Source organism: Pontibacter qinzhouensis (genome assembly GCF_008017455.1).
GTDB classification, from domain to species: domain Bacteria; phylum Bacteroidota; class Bacteroidia; order Cytophagales; family Hymenobacteraceae; genus Pontibacter; species Pontibacter qinzhouensis.
Map to the genome: position 1 here is coordinate 1 of NZ_VRTY01000104.1, position 22,182 is coordinate 22,182.

Below are 22,182 nucleotides of genomic sequence, written 5' to 3' on the forward strand. Positions count from 1 at the left end.
AAGCTTTTACTCGACCAATACCTGTAAAAATACAATGTATATTTTTACGCACTCCGGGAGCAGGGGGTGTCCAGTTTCACCGGAACAAGGTGTTCACTTTCAAACGGAATATCCATATAAAGGGTATGGTTGGTGGGGCTGCCAAAAGTTTAAGCTATTTGCTGCTGCCTTGCCGGTAGCCATAACGAAGTCGGAGACTTCTATTTTTCATTTTTTATTTGAAGGTCCCCTGCGGAACACTCCAAGTAGCGGGGGTAACTCACTGAATTATTGATTCTAATAATTTAATAAATTATCCCAAGTAGAATAGGAAATTGGAAGAAATAGGTATTTCGTAACCTACTTTTTTATTTTAATCCATGTAGACCTAGTGCCTTTTTCTTCAGATCCGGATTTATTTTAATTAAGCCATTTGTTTTTAAATTGTAAAAAACCTGTTTCATAGAGTCTGGAGATTGAATTCCGGTTAGTTCTCTTGCAGTTCTGTTATGTATTTCTTCGTGTGATTCTAAATACTCCATTACCGTCTCTTCTGGGCTTGCAAGCGCCCAAGCGCCTCATGTTTGATAACTACAAGTACAGAATTAGGCTTTTCAATAATTTCTGGGTGCTTAAGCCTCAGGGCCTGAATCTCTTTGAAAGCAGTGTTAAGACCTTCTCCAACATCTTTGTTGGGAGGATTTGGAAACTTATTTATTAGTCGGACAAGTGTACCGTTCCTTGCCGCTTGCTCAGTCAGTATGTTATGAATTGTTACATGACCTGCAAGTACACCTGGACTTCCTATTTCAACCCTATTATCAAATACACGAATGTGTATATCTGAAGCAATACTGTAGTCTCTGTGTAACACAGCATTAGTTATGATCTCGTGTAAAGCTTATTCAGGATATTTAGCGGTTTCTAATACTGAATCTTTTAATATTTTGCTGCTCTCAATTATTTGCTTAGTTTTTTCGACTGCTAAATATATTTGCTTGTATATAGGTCCTTCAATTGATAATGGGTCAAAATCTAAAGTCTCTCTACTTCCTTCAATATCCTTAGTCTTATATCTGTAAAGTTTTATTCCACTCTGCTTAGGAAGTGCTATTAGAGGTTCATCAGCAAATAGAAGTACGGCTGAAACACGTGGAAGATTATTGTATATATTTGCCTGCTCTACATCATCAAACCCGTTCCATCTTCTACTTTTTGATCCTTGTTGATTTATTTCATCTATGCCAATATAAATATCTCCACCAACAGCATTTGCAAATCCAGATAAAGACTTAGTTAGTTTACTTGGCTTTATTTCCTTTGACTTTAAATCATTAAAATGATCTTCTTCTAGTTAAAGGATTTTATCTTTTTGAATATTGTTTACTTCTATAGTAGGTATAACCATAATCTCGTTTTACTAAATATTGTATTTTTAAATGTATATTCAAAGCAAAACGTAGTTAATTCTGTCCCCTATACTATCTCCAAAAACAAAAAGCCCTATAAGCATAAACTTACAGGGCTTTTTTAATTTAAATGTACCCTCAAGCGGACTCATATCGAACTTCTTTGTGGAGGATTTAGAGAAGATTATCAGTTTCTATGATGAACATGAACATATCTTTTCATAGGAGCATTTTAGGTAAGGGAATATTATGTAAACAAAAAAAGGGAACAGTTTATATGTTCCCTTTTTTTGTTTTGAATATCATGCCTATGCTGCAATTGAAGGTGTCGGTAAGAGTTGAGGCTGTAATCTGTACATCTCGTTAAACATTATATTTTCGAAACTCTTTTTCTCCTTATCATAGGTTAAGCCATCATTTATAATTGTTTTTAGGAAAGTCTTCTTTTCATACGTCTGTAGTTTCTCGTACAATAACGATGGGTTTTTCAAAAGCGACATTACTTTTTCGTGTAGGTTATTAACCTTTGGTACTTTTATCCCGTTCATGTCACTCTTCAAAGTATCGATCTTAGTCTCTGTTTCTTTCTTTATCTTTCGATAGGTACTTTCGTCTATATCGCCATCCAGCTTGCTAAGCAAAAGATTTTCGAGCCTCACTTGTAACCTTGCTAATCCATTCTCTTTTATGCTATGCTGTTGGATTAGGTCTGCATATCTCTCGTTGTATTTAACGTCTATAAACTCACGTATAACCTTTGTAAAGGAGTTATTAAGTTCGAGGCTTCCTAACAGTTGAAGACTGCTATCATGGATATGTTTTCCTGATATGTTTAGCTTACATCCATGATTACATTTATAATATGCTATACCCTTTGTTATATAGCCTGTAAGATTCTTGTGGCACTTGAAGCATTTGATGATCCCATTCATAGGAATTTCATCTTCATTCGTTTTCTTGTTTCTCTTCAGTGATTTCCCATTTAGGAGCTTCTGTACCCGTTCAAACTCGCTCACACTAACGATTTTTTCATGTTTACCCATAACGTAGGGAATGCCTGCGTCCAGCAATGTTTTATCTACCAATTTGCCACAGTAAATCGGCTTTCGTAATATTTCACCCAAGTATTTTCTACTTAGCATCAACCCAAAGTGAGAGAGTTCATCGGTAACTTCTGTGAGAGTTTTCTTTTGTAATATTAGCTTGAATGCCTTTTGTATCAATGGTGCCTTCTCTGGGCATAATTCAATCGAAGGAAGCAACTGATTATTTACATCTAATTTGCCCTTCTGGGAGCTGGTAATATAACCCAGAGGTGGTTTACTGGCGGTTACTCCCTGCTGTAATTTCGCTAACCTGCTGATAATGGTAATTTCTTTTCGCTCCTGATTTTCCTCGTTCGCTTTCAGGAATTCCTGGAATAAGCGCATCACCCCTGTATCACTCTCCGATGATAGTTTCTCTCTAACAACATGCAGGTAAATGCCTTTTCCTTTAAGTTCCATCAGTTTGTTACTTGCAACAGGTAGGTAACGTGAGAACCTGCTGGCAGAGAGTACTATCAAAGCATCATAACTATTTCTTTTGTCAGAAAGCTTCTTCATCATCTGCTTAAACTTTGTGTTCTCCCCTTTCGCACTTTCATAAGCCGACTCATGGTCAATAATTTCGAAACCTAACTCTTTGGCATAGTTGGTGCAAATAGTGAGTTGGGTATTTAAACTACCATTGTCGAGTTGCTCTTGCGATGATACCCGTGTTCAAATGAGACATTTTTTTCTGTTAATCGTTTTCGTATTCATCTTCTTCTTCTTCTGATAAGACGATGTCTATAGCTAATTGTAAAAGTGTTTCTATCCCAATCGTAGTCTCCATAATTTTCATTGATTTTCCTCTTATAGAAAATTGATTGAGGGTTGTTTTATTTTTTTCAAAAAATATTTCAGAAGTGCTGAGACTGCTGAAATCATGTTGATTATCCTGTGCTACATGGGAAACTAAAAAAAGAAAGCCTCTCAGTAAGCTCAGGATAATTCGTGTGGTCAATGTTATTTACAACTTAGTGCAGGTGTCGGCAGACCTACTTGAGTGAGTGTAGTAGCAATTAATGATTCGAATACACCCACATCGACAGAAGCTATGAGAAAACTGTCATGCACTGTCGTGAAGGCATTGGCGGTTAAATTAACCGCTCGAAGTGCTACCATGTCAATCAAAATACGGCTTTCCAAACGTTGCAATACCTGTGGAATGGAGTGAACAGCTGCATCTGGATTACCTGCTGTCATATTTGCTTTCTCTTCCTTCTTTGCCTTGTTGTTTATCAACTCACAGAGCCTTACAACATTCGCATAATGTATTTGGAGAATATCTTTCGCTTCTCTGGACTGACCTGATCTACTAAACAGCGCCCTGAAACAAAAGTCCTTTACTTCTTTTTTGCTATACTGCCCGTTGTATTTAATCCCAATCACTTGATAAATAGTATTGGATATAGACGCATCTACGAATTCCTTGACATCGTCATACCTGTCGTAAAACTCTTTCATCGTATGCATGATTTCCTTTAAGCGAGTAAGCTTCATTCCCTTTTTTAGCACTCTTATACACTGCTCTGGGTGCAGAACCATGCATGCGAAAAAGAAAAATTGAGAAGCTTTTAGGTCAAGCTCCACTGCTGGAACTCCACCTATTATAGTATGCTTTCTGACCTGTTCTTTTGTGTTTGTATAAGATGTGTGAAATCGCTCACCATAGGAATCTGATGCTGTTATGTTTAAATTACCCGTTTGCATTTCATTTACCCTAACAATCGTGTTATTCAATGCTTCTGTGTCGTTGAATTCTTGAGGATTTGCTATCGCCCATGCGGTAAAGCTTTCCACGTCAATGTTAGCTGCCAGCTCATATACCATTTCTTTCAAGCGCAACCTAAACTGGTCTTTCAGCAACTGTTGTTTCTTTTCCTGTTTCTGATTAAACAGCCTGACCAGCAGTCTCGGTGACTGATATTCGACACGGTGGTACGTGCGTATATCTCCTTTCTTTTTTAGGAACCTTTGTAGAAATTTGTATGACTTAGCAAAAGCATTCGGACAAAAGCTTTCATTTTTATTATCGATGTCATTCGTAAATACCCTGATAAAGCCAGCATCTTTAAAAAGCTGTATGTATTTACCGTAGTTTTTCCCGACATAATGACGTAGATCTATATTATGCAGACTAACAAAGCCAGCTCCGAAGGCGACCCTTCTCTTCTGCTCTTCGCTTACTTTCGTGCGCATAATGATCAGAAGTGTTGACAGAGATAAAGCTCTGTCGATCTCAAAAGGTGTCTTATTGCATTTCCAGTAGGTTGCTGCTGCTATCTCTAAATCAGAAATGTTTATATTTATAGGTAGCCAAGCATAACTCTTCCAGCTTTTTGGATGTACCTCCATTATAGCGGCTAACTTCTTCTGAAAAGCAAGACCTTTCGTTCTACCGACTGCTAAACCAACTGCCTTCCCTTTATGCTGTCCTTTTGTGCTTTTTTGCGGAGGCTTTTTTCGCCATTTGCTTTTTATGCTATTCCAGTATAACCTCGTTATTGGGTCTCTATATCCGTGTTCCATAATCTATAATTGTTTTTTATTATAGTTTGGAAATAGAAATAGTTTGATGATTTCCCAAAAAAAAGTAGGTCAACCTTTATTGATAGGAAGAAGGGAGAAAGGAAGATAGGATTTAATGGGCTTGTATAAAGTACCTATATATCTTTTAAGATAAAACATATAACCCAATCATAATAACGAAACTCTCTAAAGTACGCTTTTCTATACCACGACTGAAATGGAATTTCTAAAGTCTATGGAAAGATAAAGTGATGATTAATCCATCAAATCTATATATCGGTTACAAAAAGATCGATGCTGTATTATTCCCACGACATCGATCCTATATGTAAATAGTTTTCTAATCTAATTCTAAAGCAACGCTAATCTTAATCTTTCTTGTTAAATGTGATAGGCGCTGCTTTTCCTCCCTCGCCTTCCTCAGCGCTATCCTATCATCGAGGTTGTTTTCTAATATAATAATATCCTTTATAGCACCGTATGACTTGTTTTTAAGAAGGTTAATCCAATATGCGAATGGTGATTTTGTGTATCCCACATGAATGCAGTTGAACTTGCTATCCATTACTGCTACCAAATAGTTTGTCTCAACCAAATCTTCGAAATGCTTCAGTTTACTATAAAGACTTGTGTTTGTGAGACCATTTATTTCGGCTAATACTTCTTGATAGGCTCGTATATAATTGTCTCCGTGCTGTTGCTTAATGCGCCTATATGTAGCCACATCGACATCTTTAAATAAATTATTACTCATATAATTTCTGTAAAATTTTTTAATAACCATGTAGTAAATCGTCTGATTCAATCTACACGATAATTGTAAGGGTTAGATTATAGGATTGGTTATTTGCGACAACGCCAATCGTCAAAGAAACTTGTTGATTAAAGTATCAACAAGTTTCTTATAAGAGTGGTAGTCATTAGCCAAAGACAGCAGTTTTGATTTTATGACTTCGCCTTAGTGATATATACTCACCAGTATTGTATAACGTCCAATCATCATTGGAGCTTAGCAAGAGTAAGTCTTTCTCGGTAAGTTCGACTTTACATGCATAGTATAGCAGATCTTCTTCACTGGCATATTCGTCTGCTACGTAAACTACCGAATAGTCGTAACTTATCTGGAAAAAATCACCTGTGCTGATACTTATAAATACAATGGAGAAGGACATTGTAGCAACATAATCCGATTCTTTATGCATGATAGCACATACTATCAAGTCATTAAAATTGATAGTTTTAATTTCTTGCGCTGAATTATTATCCCTATAAAATAGGACATCTGTCGGCTTTATATACCCCTCCTTGTACCAGCAACAGTTGCTTTCTGTAATCAGTCCTCCTATTTTGTAGTAAAGGCTATACTCCGACTTCTCGGCATCATAATGTTCAGAGATTGTGTAGTCACGAATGTACTTCTCATTTCCATAGGAGCTAAATATTTCCTGTTTCTCCCAATAGGAGCTATCAAACAATAAGTCAAAATCGGTTTCGTATAGGCTGCCATTTGTACCAATGGTTCTTTCTAAACTTAAATTTTCCATATTTAAATGCTTTGTTATAGCTATTATAATTTCGAGAAAACCAATTGTTTTAGAATATTTCGAAATTATTTCATCATAGCAGATATAATACATATGTCTGCTATATAGCGTTAGAAATGACGAGCATTTAAAGGAATTGTAGCTATTATGAGCTATCGGATCCGCATTGCCATACTGATTTAATAATGTTTTTCCGTGCATCTGCTACAATTTGCATTTTACCAGGAATATTAGTAACTTTATACAAGAAACCTTCTTCTTTCAAATAATTTTATCAATACATATATCCGTTATTAAATGCGAAGAGCCTCTACCCAATTGACCGAGACCGAAATGATGGAAATTAAAACCGTATTGTCGGAGAAGTTAAAAAAGGGGCGCAATGCTGTCTATTATGCTTCTGGTACGATAGTTAAAGAACGTTATCAGTCTCTCCCATACGATACTATTGTTTTGGTTGATGTGGCTTTCAGACAGCCAATAACAGTAGTAGGGAAGGTAATATGTTTAGCCCTTTGGTCTACGTATGCGACTGCACTATTTAAAGAGCTTGGGATTCAGCTTGATGCCTATATAACTGGTAATGACGGGCTTGCGGAAGGTGGTGGGTTGTTCCCGCTGAACTCTAACCATAGCCTAAGCAACATACTTCCAGTTTTGAAAGAGACTTATATTCATATAGCTTTTCCAGATCAATACAGGAGGAAATGGAAGAAGCTATTCGAAGACATGCCGTTGACTTCTATAATACTATCGCCAAGCGATAGCGATTTTATAAATCCAGCGATTTTCTCTTCCATGAAAAAACCTGGAAGCTGTTGGAGGGTGACCAAGAAAGCTGAAGCCCCTGCCAGCTTTAGGCTTGGCAACAGAACCATAATTATTCAGAGACAAAATATTTGGGAGGACCAAGATAAAGGAACTCTATTTGTGCGCTGCCCTCCAAACGAAGCACACAATTTGAAGGCTGTTGCACCGAACGTTGAAATTTTGAAAGACTACACCTTTGAGCAGATTCTACGATTCTGTAACCGAAACGAAACAAAAGTTTTAAGATTAAGTCCTTGGCTGAGAGGGAATTATAGTTATTTCTTGCAGTACCTTAAAGCCAATGAAATAATTCAACCTTACCCGAAAACCATTCACTTCTATCATTTGCACAAAAATGACTTCCAGCAACTATATTCGATAGCTGAGCAGCATGCGATGTGTGGAGAAACAGTGTACCATGGGCATCGGTAGAACAATCAATGCCCACAAGTACACTGTTACGCTTCAAGAGCTACTCTAATCTTTTCCTTTCTTCTATATGATTTAAAGGTTGTGTTGTCTACATAGTAGATACAATCATAATACTCTCCATCATCATCCTCGTCAGATAACTCCCCAATATAAGTCATAAAAGGAAGCTTTTCTGCGAATCCTCGTACTCTTTCAATATCATCTTCATCTCTATACTTGATACCAAAGCCTTCTTGTCCAATCTCATAGCCCCATCCGCTCATATCCACAAACCTGGTATATTCGAACCCTTTTTTTCTGTAAACCCATTACTTTCAAACAAAGCTTGGACAGCGTGAAAATCATGAATGCAGCGAATGTGTGCCGTTGCAGACAGTATGGTTTGTTGTGAAATTTTCATAATGTTAATATATAATACATGTTAAACTAATTTAAGTTATACTTTTCTGTTGCTACCTGATTTGCAAATCTTCCAGACCAGCTTATACGTCTGCTGTTACTTGCTGAATCTTGTCCTTTCTAATAACATTTTTTGTGAGGGTAAGAATGCTGTTGACGTCTATGGGCTTATTATGTAAGCTATCTATAAAATCACCATTCTCAAGTAATTTATTCCCAAACTCATGAATTGAGTCTACCATTACCCTGCTTACCTCACCGTATGTGACAGGTCGCAATAAGTCTGTAGGTTTCCTATATTCAGGATGTACCCGCATGTAATGCTCGATTGTGTAAAAGAGTCGTTTTACCGAGGTTGCCATTTCTTCGGCTTTGTTTTCATCGTAGTAGTTACTGCCGTTGTAACAAATCTCTGCCAATATCTCTGACAAATCATGAAGCCTGTTTCCTGGTATTTTCCAAATAATGTTATCTGTTGCCATGTTTCTTGTGTTTTAGTTTCTAAAAGTCTTACAGAATGTTCATTATAATACAGCATCGACTTTAGTTTTATAAAACACAGAATATATTTCTGTCTTGCTGTTTCGAGGAGTATTGGCATCAAGTTCTTTTAATTCTGTTGTGAGCATCTGGACTTATACCTCGAGAGTAGGCAAGTAGAGTATTCTCTCCCAACTATTGCTTTCAACCAATTACAGCGACTATAACAATCTTGAAAGGACAGGTTTGGGTAAGGAAGGCAGATTTCAGAAGTCCCATCTAAAGCGATAACAAGATCTTATATCCTATACATTCTGAAAGCTGCTCTGCTGAGAGGAGTCGCTTATAGGCTAAGCTACCTGTGATAAGCGACCTTCTACGCCATGTATGCGGATGATAAAAGGAACAAGGAAGTCGATATAACTCAACTTCCTTTTCTCTGTGGAATGGTGTTCAAAACTACATCTATTATACCTCAGATTGTGTTTTTGTTTTAGACCACTTTCACAAGTTTTGGAAGGTAATACCAAACCGTAAACAGCGACAGGTACATGAGCGTCACCAGAGGGTGAAAAAGGAACTGGAAGATATGCAGGGAAATGATAAGGTGCCGAGAAATAGAAAGGGACTAACGTGCTATTTAAATAATCGATCAGCATTAATCGAGTTTATTGAAAGAAATGGAGACCATCGAGGAACGATAATATTAGTTATTGCTCATTAGCGGATTCAATCCTATAATACTTCCTAATATAAAATGCCTTCCTGATATTATAGAAATGTTTAGTACTTTTCAACCCTTGCTCAGATGCATGCCCATCAGCATAGCCTTCTTCCGAAATTGGGTTGTGGTAAATATTAGCAACAGGCATTATGCCACGAGAGAACATCTCGCAAAAGGTTGAGCGTAAAGCAGCATCTTGTATATTGAGGATTGTAAACACATCGTCTACCTCACTGGCAGGAAACTGAAAGAAGCCGATTGGAAACAGCATGATGCCGTAAATGTTATCGAATGACTTAGCGATGGCTCTTTCCTCGGCATCCATACACTTCATTTCATGTACCATCGCTTGGAATTCCTCTTCTTCGGCTTGAGCTTTCCCAAAAATGCTGTCAATGAAATCTTTAAATTTTTCGTGTGTTGTACCAGCATCTTTTAACATGGATACTTGCAGCCTAAGCCCTTCTGAGTCTGATTGAGCAATTAACTGCTCAAGCTCAGCCATGGTATTAGAGGCTTCTTCCATTCTATCTAAATAATGCTCTAACTCATATTTGGTAGAAAGAACCATAATCATGTTCTCTGTATGCCTAATCTGAGTGAAATAACTCAGTACCTTCTCCAAAACAGCAAGCATAGCCTCATATCGCTGCTGACTATCGGGTAGTGGCTGTGAAGGATGATTAGGGATTTGCTTATCCACACGAACAAGCGCTGAGTACACATCAAACTGATACCTTACTCTTACTTGGTTGAGCAATGTACTATGATAGGTGAAATAGTTTTTGCTATTGGTTGTTTCCTGAATTAGCTCCTGAATCTGCTTATCCCATAGAATCCGAGCATCCGCCATTTGATTTGCCACCACTAATCTATCCTCCAATGAAAGATCATTATGCCGTTCATGGCTGTTGATGGCTGCAACCCCTTGCACGTAATCTATATTCATTTCATAGCCTTCGTGGAGAAGCAGCTCACATTTTGCCATTTGGCTCACTGAACCAAAAGCATTGGGATGGGAGATGATGCGTTTGAGTTCTCTTACAAACTGCTCAAAAAGAATTACTGACTGCGTGTAGGCTTCACGGACTTTTTCTAACTTGACGTACAATCCTAATTCATCATCACCTTCCAGTGTCTGAATCACCTGCTCATACCCTTCCTGCCTCATCATGCCCAATGTGTATTTTACTGTCGTATCAAAAAAGGTTAGATACTTAATCAAATAGTCAGGAAGTTGATTAGAATTTAACCTTGCGTGTTTAAAAAAAGACAGTGCGCTTAGCAGGTTGCCACTGTAATAGTTAGCCATACCTAAGACAAGATTATATTTTGCGGTAGTACCTATGTTGCCAGATGCTTCCTGATGCACATGGATAATGTCTTTCCATCTCCCTTCGTTTATCAACTCGAAACCTACACGCTCAACAATATTCCTGATCTCGGAATCATCAATCACTCGCTGGTTCAAACCTATAATGATTTTGTCGCTTGGTTGTGCCAGAGAAGGTAGCATGGCAAGTCGACCGTTAAGACCACGCATCATTTTGCCGTGTTCCAAAGCAATATTATAGATTTCGTCCACCGCTCTCGAATCCAACTGCTTGTGGAACCGCAATGTGTGGCTTAGCTGGTCTTCCCAATCTGGATTCTTTTCTTGTATAGAAATGAGAAAATCGTTCAGGTGTTCATAATAGAAGTTATCATTATCAGCCAGATAGAAGCCATAGAAGGCAGGTTGTCCGTTGTTAATTAGATACTCAATGTTTGATGTTTCTATCGACTTGCTGTAGCTTTCGTCCGTATTTTTGTCCGCAGCACCCTTACTTTTTAATTGAAAGTTAAATCCGAAACCTAATTTCCGAGAGTCGTATTTAATTTCACACCTGTAATCAATTCCATTGTCAATAACTTCACCTTTCAGAATGAAACGTTTCTCATCAAAGAGACTTTCAAACTTCTTTCGTGACAGAGTTTCCTGTTCTTCGTTGGTAGAACTTTTAGGAAGGCGAATATTATCAAAATCTCTCATTAGCATGGATGATAACTAATCAGTTTCCGAAGTAAAGTGATTAAGTCAAAGCTCTCATTCTTTGCAAACCCACATGATAGACAAATACTATTGTTGAAGGCGTGGACTCCCTGTCTAAGCGTTGAACTGGCTTTCCTTAGTTCGAGCGGATTACATCGGCTATTTCCTCTGCTATTTCCTTCACTGTATAGGAAGATGTGTTTCTTGCTACTTTGTCTGCCAGTGATGGACTAAAATCTATTACTTCTTGTTTGGTAATGTTGTGCCAGATGGGCAACACAATCTGCTCACCGCTCACTGACTTGGTGATGATACCATCAAGTTCATAATTAGTCCAGCCTTTTTTAATAAACTGCTTTGATAGCACCACTATTCCAAACTTGCTATTGGCAAGCCCTTTATCAATTTTTCTTCTAAGACTGTCACCTATTTTCAGTTCGAACTCATCGTACCATACGCTAAGTCCTTCATCTTGCAACGCATGAGCAAGTGGTCGCACCACATCATCTTTATCATCCGATGCATGGGAGATGAAAACATCATATTTTTTTACGAAGCCATCATCATGATGCCCTGGTGATTCATCACCTTTGTGGACCAGAGTCGGTACAGTCGATAGTGCTGGCTGTCTAAGCTCAGGCAGTGCGCTCGGCATCATTCTGATTGAAGAACGAACTGAACCCCTCAAGCCTTGCATATCGACAGTGACGTGCCAATGACCCGTATTAGGCACTTGAAGTCTTACAGGTGATTTAGTTGCAAGTCCTCCGTAATACCTATGCTGCCGACCATTCTTGTAGCTATTGAAATTTGAGGAATCCATTAGCCGAACATTAGCAGCATTGCCCGACAAAGTAATTTCGACAATCTCGCCTCTTTTCTTGTTACCTAAATCGTAGTGCGTAAATTTCATAATGGCAGTATTCAGTTTATGGAGCTATTGTGAAAGAAGAATACTTTATGCGTTAGTTTCCTCGGTAGCATTGATAGTCATCACTTCATCAATCTCCCTCATCAGCCTATCAGTTTCGGTCAGGGCTACGATGATCTTCTGGTAGTGCAGGATGTCTTCGAAGGTTAGCTCCCGACCTTTCCTGTCTTTAAGCCACTTCTGCGCTGGCTGATAGCCACCGATGTAGAACTCCCATGCGGTCTGTGGAACATCTGCGAAGTATTGGTTATCGTTGATATAGACGTTGCCGTTCTCGTACCGTGGCTTGTCTACTATGTTGTTGCCATCGGCTGGATAGCTGGTGATGTAGTTCTCAACATCTGCGCTTTCGAGTAGATGTATCTGGCGCAACTTCCCGCCCAACTCCACCAATGACAAAAATTCATCAGCATCGGTTGGATACGGTACACGTGGGAAATCTATCTTTAGAAACTCCTTATACTTCTCACGATAAGATGGGCTATGTAGTACAGCGTATATGTAGTCTAATATGTCTATCGGTGCAAAAGTGCCTGGTGTGTTTGCTTTCTCAGATGTGAACTTCAACCCCACCTTCTCAGCAATTTGCTGAACAATCTTTTTATCAAGGTTAGGCGTCCGAGTTGGTCGGTCATGTATATTTATCTGTGTAGAACTTTCAGGGTATAGGTATAGGGGAAAGGTATTAGAGTTGTCTAATGACGAAGAATAGCATTTATCAGTAACCCCATTAACTATTATCGGAGTTAAAAATTCATTACTTCTCGACCTTCTTACCAAAGACAAACCTAAATTATCTCCTACAATAAAATGTTCCATCACCTTTTGGACAGTGCGCCAAACCAACTTATTTTCATAAAAAATGTAATGTTTATCAAAAGGGCGATAAGCAAATGGAACAACATATTTTGATAGCTCTTTAACTCTTTGAAGATTATTCCAACCAGCTAAAATGTCCCAACCTTTCTTTTCTTTTACATTGAAGGTACGGTGTAAGAGTTTAGCATCACTGGGACTATTTTTAAAATCGGTGAATCTCTCTAATAGAACCTTATCACTTTCATCAACAACAAATTCGTCATGTGCTGTGGTGACTCCTGCGCCATTAATTTTGAATAAGTCAAGTAACATGAAGCCCTTATCATACAGAGGTTTATCATCGAAATCCTTTTGGAAAAAATAGTAATTGGGTGCCGAGGTTTGCAACTCGTTGAATGGAATTGTTTTCAATGAATTACTAACCAAAAAGTCATATTTAACTTCACGCTTTCCAAACAAGTCAAAGTGATAAACCTTACCAAGTTCACCCGCTTTCTTTTCTCCCGTTTTAATAAATAGGTTAATGCTTACACCTTGCTGTATATCAAATACATTTACGTCAGGTGAACCATCAGGTGAAACCTCTTTTTTCTTACTGTTCCCATGTAAATCTATTGTATAAATTTTGTCATAAGTTCTAAGTAAATTCCAGCGCATACCTCTGAATGTCGGGTTTTCTAAGAAACCATGTGGATTGATGAATGCTAATACTCCTTCGCCATTGCGCTCTATAAAATGTTGCCCATACCGAATAAATTTTACGTAATCATCATTTATCCACTTGGAGTTTTTTTCTTTCAGTTTAACCTTATCACCTGGTTCTTTTTTATAATCCTCCATCAATCTCATAATCCATTCTCCTTTGTTAGCACTTTCACCGCTATAAGGAGGATTACCAATCACACACATAACAGGCGTATCACGCTTAATATGGTTCGCTTCATTCGCCTCATTAGCCAGTGCTGTTGCAAACAATGAACCTGTATCTGGATGATGTTCTTCTAAACTGTTGGTAAGGTAAATCCTGAAACGCTGGTCTTTGGTAGGTTTATAGCCTGTTTCACCCAAGAGTAAATCAAGTTTTAAGTGCGCCATCGCATATGAAGCCATGAGCAACTCGAAGCCATTCAGTCGAGGTATAAGGTGGTTCTCGACATAACTACTCCATACACCTTGCATGCTCTTATACTTGCCGTGAATATGCTTAACTACTTCTGCTAAGAACGTTCCTGTACCTGTGGCAGGGTCAAGTATCTGCACCTTATGAACCTCATGCTCAATCTCCCGTTGACCAGCCTTATACCGCTTATCATGGGTCGGGATGTTCAGTTTGACCTTAGTTTTAGAGGTGTCAGCTAAGCCCTGTGGAAGATTGAACTCCGTTTTGAGTATATCATCAACGGCACGAACAATGAAGTTCACGACTGGCTCAGGCGTATACCATACGCCACGTGCCTTGCGTAGCTTCGGGTCGTACTCGGCAAGAAATGTCTCGTAAAAGTGGATGATGGGGTCGTGTGTCTGCGTTGCCTTACCAAAGTTCTTTAGTAGCGCAGCTATATCGGTTGCACGGAATAAATCTGCCAGACCATCCACGATCCAGACTATTCGACTATCAAGGTCATACCCTGCTATGTATTGGAATAAAGTACGTAGGAATGGATTCGATTTGGGTATTAACTGAGCAGCTTCTTGTCTACTGAAAGTTGATAACGAGGGGTCATGCAATCGGGCAGCGAACATGCCATAGGCGATGGTCTGTGCGTAGATATCGGCAAATTCTCTGGTCTTGATGTCGTGAATCAGTATCTGCTGGAAAGCATTCATCTGCTCTTGCAGCGTACTATTCTCGTGGTTTTCTTCATCACTGTTCAGAGCCTTTTCAATTACGTCTGCAAGCATTCTGGCTTTTGCAGCCATCATCTCTGCCAGCTTCCTCGAACTCTTGATGGTCTGACCTATATGGGTACAGAAATCTTTCATTAACCCCTCAAACATAGCGAAGTTCTCTGGTAGCGGATGTATCTGACCATTCTGTATCTCGCCTATCTTGACAGACGTTTTGAACTCCCCATCTATGTATAAATGGAAGTCGAGGTAGTCGGTGATGATAAGGTTATCAAGTGAGGCACGGTAGCGGTCGAACTGCTCCTTCAGCGATTTGCTATTCAACACTACGCCAATATCCTTTGCCTCGATATAGCCCACTGGAATATCATTCTTAGTAATGATATAGTCAGGCGCACCGCAAGCTACCCGAGCAGGCTCATTGGTCACCAGCACATTAGGTGCTAAAGCCGATATCAGTACTTGTAGATCGCTGCGATAGCTATGCTCTCGGGATATGCCTGTTTTGTATCTGGTGTTGAGGATGTCGATGTATTGCTGGATGGTCATTTGCTTTCCTAATGGCTAAGTGTAGCTGAACAATATAAAAGTTCAATATAGCAATTAAAGGAGATTATATGACCAAATTTCTTGAAATGTCAAAAAGCGAAACTGGCTGATACAGGTAAACTGTAGCTACCTAAGAATGGTTCGGGTAGCATAAGTATGGTAGTAGATAGTTTAGTCTCCACTTAAAACTATGCACTAAAAAACAATAAATAGTACCTCATGGATTTCAAATACTTAATCTGCGATGGAAAAGGTTTGAGCGATTTTGAGCTTTCTAAGAAATGGCATATTAAGTTCTTTCAACCTATAATACTTTATCTGGGACACGACATCAAAAACACCCTTGTCAACAAATTTGGCAATGCAGAACTCGTCTAACACACTGTGTTCCAGTGCTAAGACCTTATTAGTGCTTAAGTGTAGATAATAGTTGCCTGAACAGGCTTCGTTTGTTGCAGTCTTTTCTTCGTGCGAAGACTCATACCAGCCTAAAAGTACAAGTTGACTCATGAGAACAGCCATCATTTTATCTTCTATCACACAGAAAACTACTTCACAGGGAAAGCCATCGGAGTTAACTTCTTCTGCATACATGTGCTTTAGGTTGATGTCCGTTGCCATCTGCAAAGCGGTTCTGCTGATATGCTTGAAAGCGGTCTTATCTTGCTGATACATAAATTCAAGTTCTCGGTTTATTTTTTATATAGTCAGCAGCCTACGTCAGTCCTAAATACTTAGCAAGTTGCCTGCTACCATATTTATTTTCAATCTGTCCTCTGCCGTTACACATTTCACAACGCTTCTGAAGCTCCACATCGTTGCAGCAGTTACATCTGCTATTCTTTATTATAAAGCTCTTGTAGAGAGCCTCTGACTCATCGTCAAGAGGGTCGATAATACCATTGAAGTCTGTCATCCAGTATTCTTCATTTTGGTCAATTATCACTGCTTGACTTCCCTCAAAAGGAAATATGTGTAAGAAACTTGGTTCTACTATTTCTCCTCTTTTCGTTGAGAACATACCAAACAGGTTATTGCTGACTGTCTTGTAGATAACTTCCTCGTAATCCCAGAGCAGTATCTCATTATATAAAATCACGGCACGATGAATTGCTTTTGATTATATATCCTGATTGTCAGGGTTCATCCAAGAAAAATTAGGGGGAGGTGGTAAGTAGAGAGTTCTACTTATTTAATATATAGAACTAAAAGAATTTAATAAAAAATGGGCTTACTAAAATCGGTCAAAATCACAGCACTTACATACAGATTGGTCATGGAGACACAGTGGTACCTGATGCGAAAACTAAACGTCTCAGTTTCCAAGGTTCAAATTATGGAACTATCGGTCAAGGCGCTACAAAAAGCACTAAAGGAGGAATATTATAGCGATGAGAAAAAATAATATAGATGAAGCTAATGATTTTCAGGAGGATGCGATGTTATTGACACCCCCTGCCGAATATGTATTCAACTCAAGGCATTCAGGAGGACATTTTATTGTCAACGCTGAGATCGTAGAGCATATTGGCAGGGAGCATACTTACGCTTTGATATTAGACGAAAGGAGTTACCGCCCCGCAATAAGTGAGTATCTATCGAAAAATGGAGATGAGCTTCCCATAGCCTTTGATATCATATATTACAGTTATTCACACATTCTGGAAGTGTACAATATGCTGTCGCTCCGAGTTACTGCCTTGTTCGTTCCTTCAGATGATGCGCAATCTGCTCATCCCAACGTGGATGGACTCATTATGAAGTTCCATGACTTTATCAACCATGCCACGAATGGATTGATTTAATAATTAAAACGGCTTCCAATAAGTAGTAAACGAAATTGAGATAATTACTCCTATTAAAACATTACTCCTATTTTTATGAATACATCTTGTAAACGCTATATTATTTAGCTATATTCACTCCTATTATAGCACTTGCTATTTCAGGAGTGGAATTTTTAAGATGGAAATTATGGAGTCGGTTATATATACACGGGTTAGTACGCAGGAGCAGAGTACATCACGCCAAGTGAATGACCTGAGAAAAGTTGATGGTTTCAAAGTTGTTAAAGTGTTCTCCGAAAGAGTTTCAGGCTTTTCTAAGAAAATGGAAGAGAGGCAACAATTGCAGTCGATGCTGAGATATGTAGCAGAGAATAAAGTCGGAGCTATCATGGTTCACGAGATTTCACGCCTTGGTCGTAACACGCATGAAACACTGACATTACTCAAGCAACTGGAAGAGCAGCGGATAAAGCTTTATATCCATAACCTGAACATTACACTAAACGCAGGCAATCCTACAGATGATATTTTCTCTAAACTTATAGTCACCATAGTTTCCGATTTGGCGAGGCTTGAATCTGAACAACTTTCAGCCCGAATTAAAAGTGGTATTCAAGAACGGAAGCGTAACGGCTTACATACTGGTAGACTGGTCGGCACAACAGAAAGCAAATTAAAATTTCTGGCTAAACATAAAGACATACAAAAGTATATAGGTCAAGGTATGAGCTACTCCGAAATTAAAAGGTTGTGCAGATGCGGAATGTCCACTATTAGCAAGGTTAAGGAGTGCATCAACAGCTCTGATTGACTCAGCGTATTTCAGGTACGTTGATATTATAGATATTTATTGACTGCACCAACTAAACTACCAGAGCATCTGTTCCCATTAGTAAATTATCTCCTCTACTCTATCATCCGTTTGTTTAATAACATGTAAATTTTGAGCTGTTCAACGTAGAGTTAGGCTACTGAAGGTAATTCATTGCTCATGAAAACTACTGCACGCCAGTATGGTTGAACCCTCTTTAACTTAGTACTAATTCATATAAATTACTCGAACAACCTTCTAACATATAACTTAGCTGCACAAAACACTTTGTCGTTTCATCGACCACAAATTCTCTTGTTGCCTTCCGAATTTTTACTTAATGCGCTTTAAATAAAAAATTATTTAAAGTTATGATATGGTCCTTATTTTATATTGATAAAACCAAATATATGATTTACATTGTGCAATATCTACTGCATTCGCAGATAGGATCGGAACCATAAAAACATTCTAACTGATTGAGCTATGCTTTTGAGAAGCCTAATACTAAAAAACTTTAGAGGATACCAGAATTTCAAAATCGACTTTGACGATAATCTGAATGTAATAGTCGGTAAAAATGATATTGGGAAGTCAACTATTTTAGAGGCTCTTGAAATTTTTTTTAATAGCGACAAGATCAAAACCGAGATTGAGGACCTTTGCGCCAAAGCAACCACAAAAGAAATTGTGATTAGTGCAGTCTTTGAGGTAGAACAAAGCAAAAAATATACCATCGATACCATTCCAACCTCTTTGACTGATGAGTACCTTTTGAACAAAGACGGAATGTTGGAGATACAGAAAAGGTGGGACTGTTCGAAAGATAAATTGACTGCCGCCAGCCTTAAACAATACATATGCGCCAACTATCCATCCACATTTGCAGACACCCCACTAATTTGCCTAAACAACACAAATCTTAAAAAAGTCTATAAAAACTATAAAGATCAGGTTAATGCAGGAGGATTGATAGTTAGGGAAACAACCAACTCTGAGATGCGGCAGGCAATATACCAGGTCAGTACCTTCGAAGAATTCAAAGAAATTACAATACCAATAGATAAGATAGACGGGAATGACGTTTGGAGCAGCATCAGCCTGGATCTTCCTTTATTTTTTCTTTTTCAATCAGACAGAGCAAACAAGGATACCGATAAAGAAGTGCAGGATCCTTTGAAGGCTATTACTAAAACAGCGATAGACGAGGTAGTTGATAAATTGGAGGCGGTAAAAAAACAAATAGAGGATAGTGCCAAGAAGATTGGTGAGGCAACAATTCAAAAGCTGGCAGAAATGAATCCTGAGCTGGCAAAAGTGCTGCATCCTAATATATCTAATAAAGCCTGGGACAGCCTATTTACCTTTTCCTTTGTGGGTGATGACAATATTCCTATGAATAAACGGGGTAGTGGCGTCAGAAGAATGATTTTGCTTAACTACTTTAGGGCTGAGGCAGAACGACAGAATACGAAGAACAAAACCATTATTTATGCCATCGAGGAACCAGAAACCGCACAGCACCCAAACCATCAGCAACTGCTAATCGAAGCACTTACCGAAATTGCTAACAAGGATAAACATCAAGTTATTATTACCACACACTCCCCAGAGGTTGCCAAATTATGTAGGGAAGAAAACTTGATTTTAATTGATAAAGTTGATGGTTCTACCCAAATAGTTAGCGGTGACCTAAAATTAAAGGGTATTGCGAATACCTTGGGTATAATACCATACCTGAGCAGACTGGTAGTCTGTGTAGAAGGGGAAAATGACAGAAAATTTTTGTTGAATATTAATCGCAACGTTCCAGAGTTGAAAGAAATTATAGACCTGAATTCTGAGAATATCAGCATTATACCGATGAGCGGATCATCCCTAAAAAACTGGATTGATCGTGATTACCTGAGCGGATCCAATGTTGTTGAGTTTCACCTGTACGATAGAGATAAAGATGATAAGTATAGGGAGCATATTAGTAGAGTAAATAAAAAAGATAACGGGTCTATTGGTGTTCTTACCAGTAAATTAGAGATGGAGAATTATATATCTCATTGTCTCTACGAAGAAGAGTTCGGTATAGACTGCTCCACAATAAATGATTGGGATAACGAGGATATGGGGCAGTATGCTATGAATAAATCTTCAAAGTTTCCAGAAAAGTCAGGCAAAACTGAAAATATAGTAAAGCAAATTATTTGTGGAAAGCTATCGAAGAAGATGTCAAAAGAGCGCTTCGAGAAAATTAATGCTTTCGATGAAGTTGTTGGTTGGTTCCAGCAGATGAGGAAAATGTACGAAAACTAAGTAGAGATTTAGATAAAAGGCAAGGTTTAATCTGAAAAGATTAGCTCATGATACCATGTGCAAAAGGTCTATTTGTAGTATTAGATAGATTGAAATAATAGTTAGAATTAAGTATACAATGAAGTATTCATTAAAAGAAGTAGAAGGGTACATATTCCATGTCTATATCCATGAAAGAAACGACAAAGAAATGTTATTTGAAGGAAAGTCTAAAGGCACCCCATTAGTTAGCAACTACTCATAAAAAAAACATCAACCACATAATTCAACGGGAGAATACCACCTTCATGTTTACGATAATTCAAACGAAATTTTTTCGATAAACAAGAGTGGTAGCGGACATGATGGATACCATGGTACCAGAATCCCAAACAAAGTATTTAAAGCCTTAAAATCTACTTTCCCTGACTGGAAATTTCCCACAGATCAAATCATCGAGTCGCTTGATCATGTTACTGTGTTTGATTTTAGACAACAGTTTTTACGTCCAGTACGGGTATTATCACATAGGTCGGATCCAACTACAAATGTTCCAGCGTTCGATGGTTTCTTTCATCGGTTCGGAGATGAACTCATATTAACTGGTGGTGGCTATCTGACTAAAACCGTTGCTTTGATCGAGTCAACAGATGGACAAATCTTAAAGGTACCTGTAGATTTTTTCCGATTTACAGATGTCGCCACTTGAATTTATTGTGATTTAACAAAATTAGAAACTCGCTAAAAAGCTAAGTATATCTATAATCAAAGCCCACAGAGATTAGCTTCTGGTATGACACGTTCAGTATTTTTTACAATTGCATTATGTACGATGAGGATAAAATAAAAGACATATTTGCTTACTATGGTAGAGCAATGTGTATAGCTCAGTCCGTTGAGAAAGGCATTATGTGTATGCTTCTTTTACCGCAGCGTGATAATTTTATCACACAAAGTCGATATGATGAACTTTTGTATGAAAAATCTTCCTATACCTTTGGGCAGCTTAAAAGGGAGTTGTTACAGTTGAATATTTTTACCGATGATGAACTGAATAAACTTGATGAGTTTCATAAAAAAAGGGATTTTTTAGTACATAACTATTGGTGGGATAGGTCTGTAGAACTTTATGATCCTAATCTACAGCATAAATTATTTGATGAGCTTGAAGCCTATACAATTTTTTTCATCGAAATAAACGAGATTATTAAAGGTATCAACCATACGGTCTTAGAGAAGAATAATATTAACCTACAGCGCATACAAGAGGAGATGATAGCCGAAGGAGAAACACCTATTTTAGAGCCTTTTCGCAAATTAAAGAAGAGCGAAGTACTGGTTGACTTATTTGGATATAGAAACAATCCTAACTCTTATATTCCAATCTTTCAGTTAGATGACCTAACATATTGGACTCTCTGTGAAGTCGGACTTACACAATACAAAGAGCATATAGTTGAGACTGAGAAAGTGCCTTTGAAACAAGTTGATGGACTATTTCCTATAGTTCAATTCAATCCTCGTCCCGCTGTTAATACTCCTTGGAAATATCAATTGGACCTAAAGAAAAGAGGACTGAAAGTTGATGTTGAATTCATTACTGAATTAAGGAAAGTTAAATGGAAAATAATATGAGTACCTCCTACATTGTTATTATCTATAATACCTCGGTAAAATTAGACCACGATTTAAATTGAAAATTTATAGCTTTAAAACGTGGAAACGATG

General features: G+C 38.1%; 19 protein-coding genes and 2 pseudogenes. 5 read left to right on the forward strand and 16 right to left on the reverse strand.

Features of this window, described 5'->3' with window-relative positions; genetic code table 11:
- Nucleotides 1-347: 347 nt before the first annotated feature.
- The 9 genes and pseudogenes from FVR03_RS24540 to FVR03_RS20165 all read right to left on the reverse strand — a co-directional run bounded on the left by FVR03_RS24540 (nt 348) and on the right by FVR03_RS20165 (nt 6,747).
- Entirely contained in the window at nt 348-521 is a 174-nt protein-coding gene (locus FVR03_RS24540; protein WP_187270232.1) for a hypothetical protein, read from the reverse strand.
- The gene (locus tag FVR03_RS20140) at nt 521-853 is read right to left on the reverse strand and encodes an ATP-binding protein (RefSeq protein WP_187270233.1); all 333 of its coding nucleotides are present in this window, start codon (nt 851-853) and stop codon (nt 521-523) included. The genes FVR03_RS24540 and FVR03_RS20140 overlap by 1 nt, the downstream gene beginning before the upstream one ends.
- 27 nt (nt 854-880) lie before the next feature.
- Nucleotides 881-1,315: pseudogene (locus FVR03_RS25240) on the reverse strand (hypothetical protein); the annotation flags it as partial.
- Between the two features lie 381 nt (nt 1,316-1,696).
- Nucleotides 1,697-2,650 (reverse strand): recombinase family protein, encoded by a 954-nt coding sequence (locus tag FVR03_RS20145; protein ID WP_255474320.1) that lies wholly within the window; start codon nt 2,648-2,650, stop codon nt 1,697-1,699.
- Between the two features lie 129 nt (nt 2,651-2,779).
- A pseudogene (locus tag FVR03_RS25040) lies at nt 2,780-3,133 on the reverse strand (recombinase family protein); the annotation flags it as partial.
- 37 nt (nt 3,134-3,170) lie between these two features.
- Nucleotides 3,171-3,434, reverse strand: a complete 264-nt coding sequence (locus FVR03_RS20150; protein ID WP_147923580.1) for a hypothetical protein — start codon at nt 3,432-3,434, stop codon at nt 3,171-3,173.
- A 2-nt stretch (nt 3,435-3,436) separates the two neighbouring features.
- A complete protein-coding gene (locus FVR03_RS20155) occupies nt 3,437-5,002 on the reverse strand; it encodes a hypothetical protein (RefSeq protein ID WP_147923581.1) in 1,566 nt (521 codons plus the stop codon).
- 340 nt (nt 5,003-5,342) lie between these two features.
- Entirely contained in the window at nt 5,343-5,786 is a 444-nt protein-coding gene (locus FVR03_RS20160) for a hypothetical protein (RefSeq protein ID WP_147923582.1), read from the reverse strand.
- 136 nt (nt 5,787-5,922) lie between these two features.
- Nucleotides 5,923-6,747 (reverse strand): hypothetical protein, encoded by an 825-nt coding sequence (locus FVR03_RS20165; RefSeq protein ID WP_147923583.1) that lies wholly within the window; start codon nt 6,745-6,747, stop codon nt 5,923-5,925.
- Between the two features lie 132 nt (nt 6,748-6,879).
- On the opposite strand from FVR03_RS20165, the gene FVR03_RS20170 reads away from it, so the two are divergent.
- On the forward strand, nt 6,880-7,788 hold the full coding sequence (locus FVR03_RS20170) for a hypothetical protein (RefSeq protein WP_147923584.1): 909 nt from the start codon (nt 6,880-6,882) through the stop codon (nt 7,786-7,788).
- A 26-nt stretch (nt 7,789-7,814) separates the two neighbouring features.
- Here FVR03_RS20170 and FVR03_RS20175 read toward each other — a convergent pair whose 3' ends face one another.
- The 7 genes from FVR03_RS20175 to FVR03_RS20205 all read right to left on the reverse strand — a co-directional run bounded on the left by FVR03_RS20175 (nt 7,815) and on the right by FVR03_RS20205 (nt 16,669).
- Nucleotides 7,815-8,051 carry a hypothetical protein gene (locus FVR03_RS20175; protein WP_147923585.1) on the reverse strand — a complete coding sequence of 79 codons (237 nt, stop codon included), beginning with the start codon at nt 8,049-8,051 and terminating at the stop codon, nt 7,815-7,817.
- 219 nt (nt 8,052-8,270) lie between these two features.
- Nucleotides 8,271-8,669, reverse strand: a complete 399-nt coding sequence (locus FVR03_RS20180; protein WP_147923586.1) for a hypothetical protein — start codon at nt 8,667-8,669, stop codon at nt 8,271-8,273.
- 708 nt (nt 8,670-9,377) lie between these two features.
- A complete protein-coding gene (locus FVR03_RS20185; protein ID WP_187270234.1) occupies nt 9,378-11,423 on the reverse strand; it encodes a DUF4365 domain-containing protein in 2,046 nt (681 codons plus the stop codon).
- Between the two features lie 136 nt (nt 11,424-11,559).
- On the reverse strand, nt 11,560-12,336 hold the full coding sequence (locus tag FVR03_RS20190; protein WP_147923588.1) for a DUF1883 domain-containing protein: 777 nt from the start codon (nt 12,334-12,336) through the stop codon (nt 11,560-11,562).
- A gap of 45 nt (nt 12,337-12,381) precedes the next feature.
- Entirely contained in the window at nt 12,382-15,570 is a 3,189-nt protein-coding gene (locus tag FVR03_RS20195) for a type ISP restriction/modification enzyme (RefSeq protein WP_147923589.1), read from the reverse strand.
- Between the two features lie 234 nt (nt 15,571-15,804).
- Nucleotides 15,805-16,245 (reverse strand): hypothetical protein, encoded by a 441-nt coding sequence (locus FVR03_RS20200; RefSeq protein WP_147923590.1) that lies wholly within the window; start codon nt 16,243-16,245, stop codon nt 15,805-15,807.
- Nucleotides 16,246-16,285: 40 nt separating this feature from the next.
- Nucleotides 16,286-16,669: a hypothetical protein gene (locus FVR03_RS20205; protein WP_147923591.1), complete on the reverse strand. Its 384-nt coding sequence runs from the start codon at nt 16,667-16,669 to the stop codon at nt 16,286-16,288.
- A gap of 292 nt (nt 16,670-16,961) precedes the next feature.
- On the opposite strand from FVR03_RS20205, the gene FVR03_RS20210 reads away from it, so the two are divergent.
- The 4 genes from FVR03_RS20210 (at nt 16,962) to FVR03_RS20225 (ending at nt 22,089) form a co-directional block, all read left to right on the forward strand.
- On the forward strand, nt 16,962-17,375 hold the full coding sequence (locus FVR03_RS20210; protein ID WP_147923592.1) for a hypothetical protein: 414 nt from the start codon (nt 16,962-16,964) through the stop codon (nt 17,373-17,375).
- Between the two features lie 160 nt (nt 17,376-17,535).
- Nucleotides 17,536-18,168: a recombinase family protein gene (locus tag FVR03_RS20215; RefSeq protein WP_147923593.1), complete on the forward strand. Its 633-nt coding sequence runs from the start codon at nt 17,536-17,538 to the stop codon at nt 18,166-18,168.
- Nucleotides 18,169-18,654: 486 nt separating this feature from the next.
- The gene (locus FVR03_RS20220; protein ID WP_147923594.1) at nt 18,655-20,475 is read left to right on the forward strand and encodes an ATP-binding protein; all 1,821 of its coding nucleotides are present in this window, start codon (nt 18,655-18,657) and stop codon (nt 20,473-20,475) included.
- 804 nt (nt 20,476-21,279) lie between these two features.
- Nucleotides 21,280-22,089 (forward strand): hypothetical protein, encoded by an 810-nt coding sequence (locus tag FVR03_RS20225; RefSeq protein WP_147923595.1) that lies wholly within the window; start codon nt 21,280-21,282, stop codon nt 22,087-22,089.
- Nucleotides 22,090-22,182 lie beyond the last annotated feature (93 nt).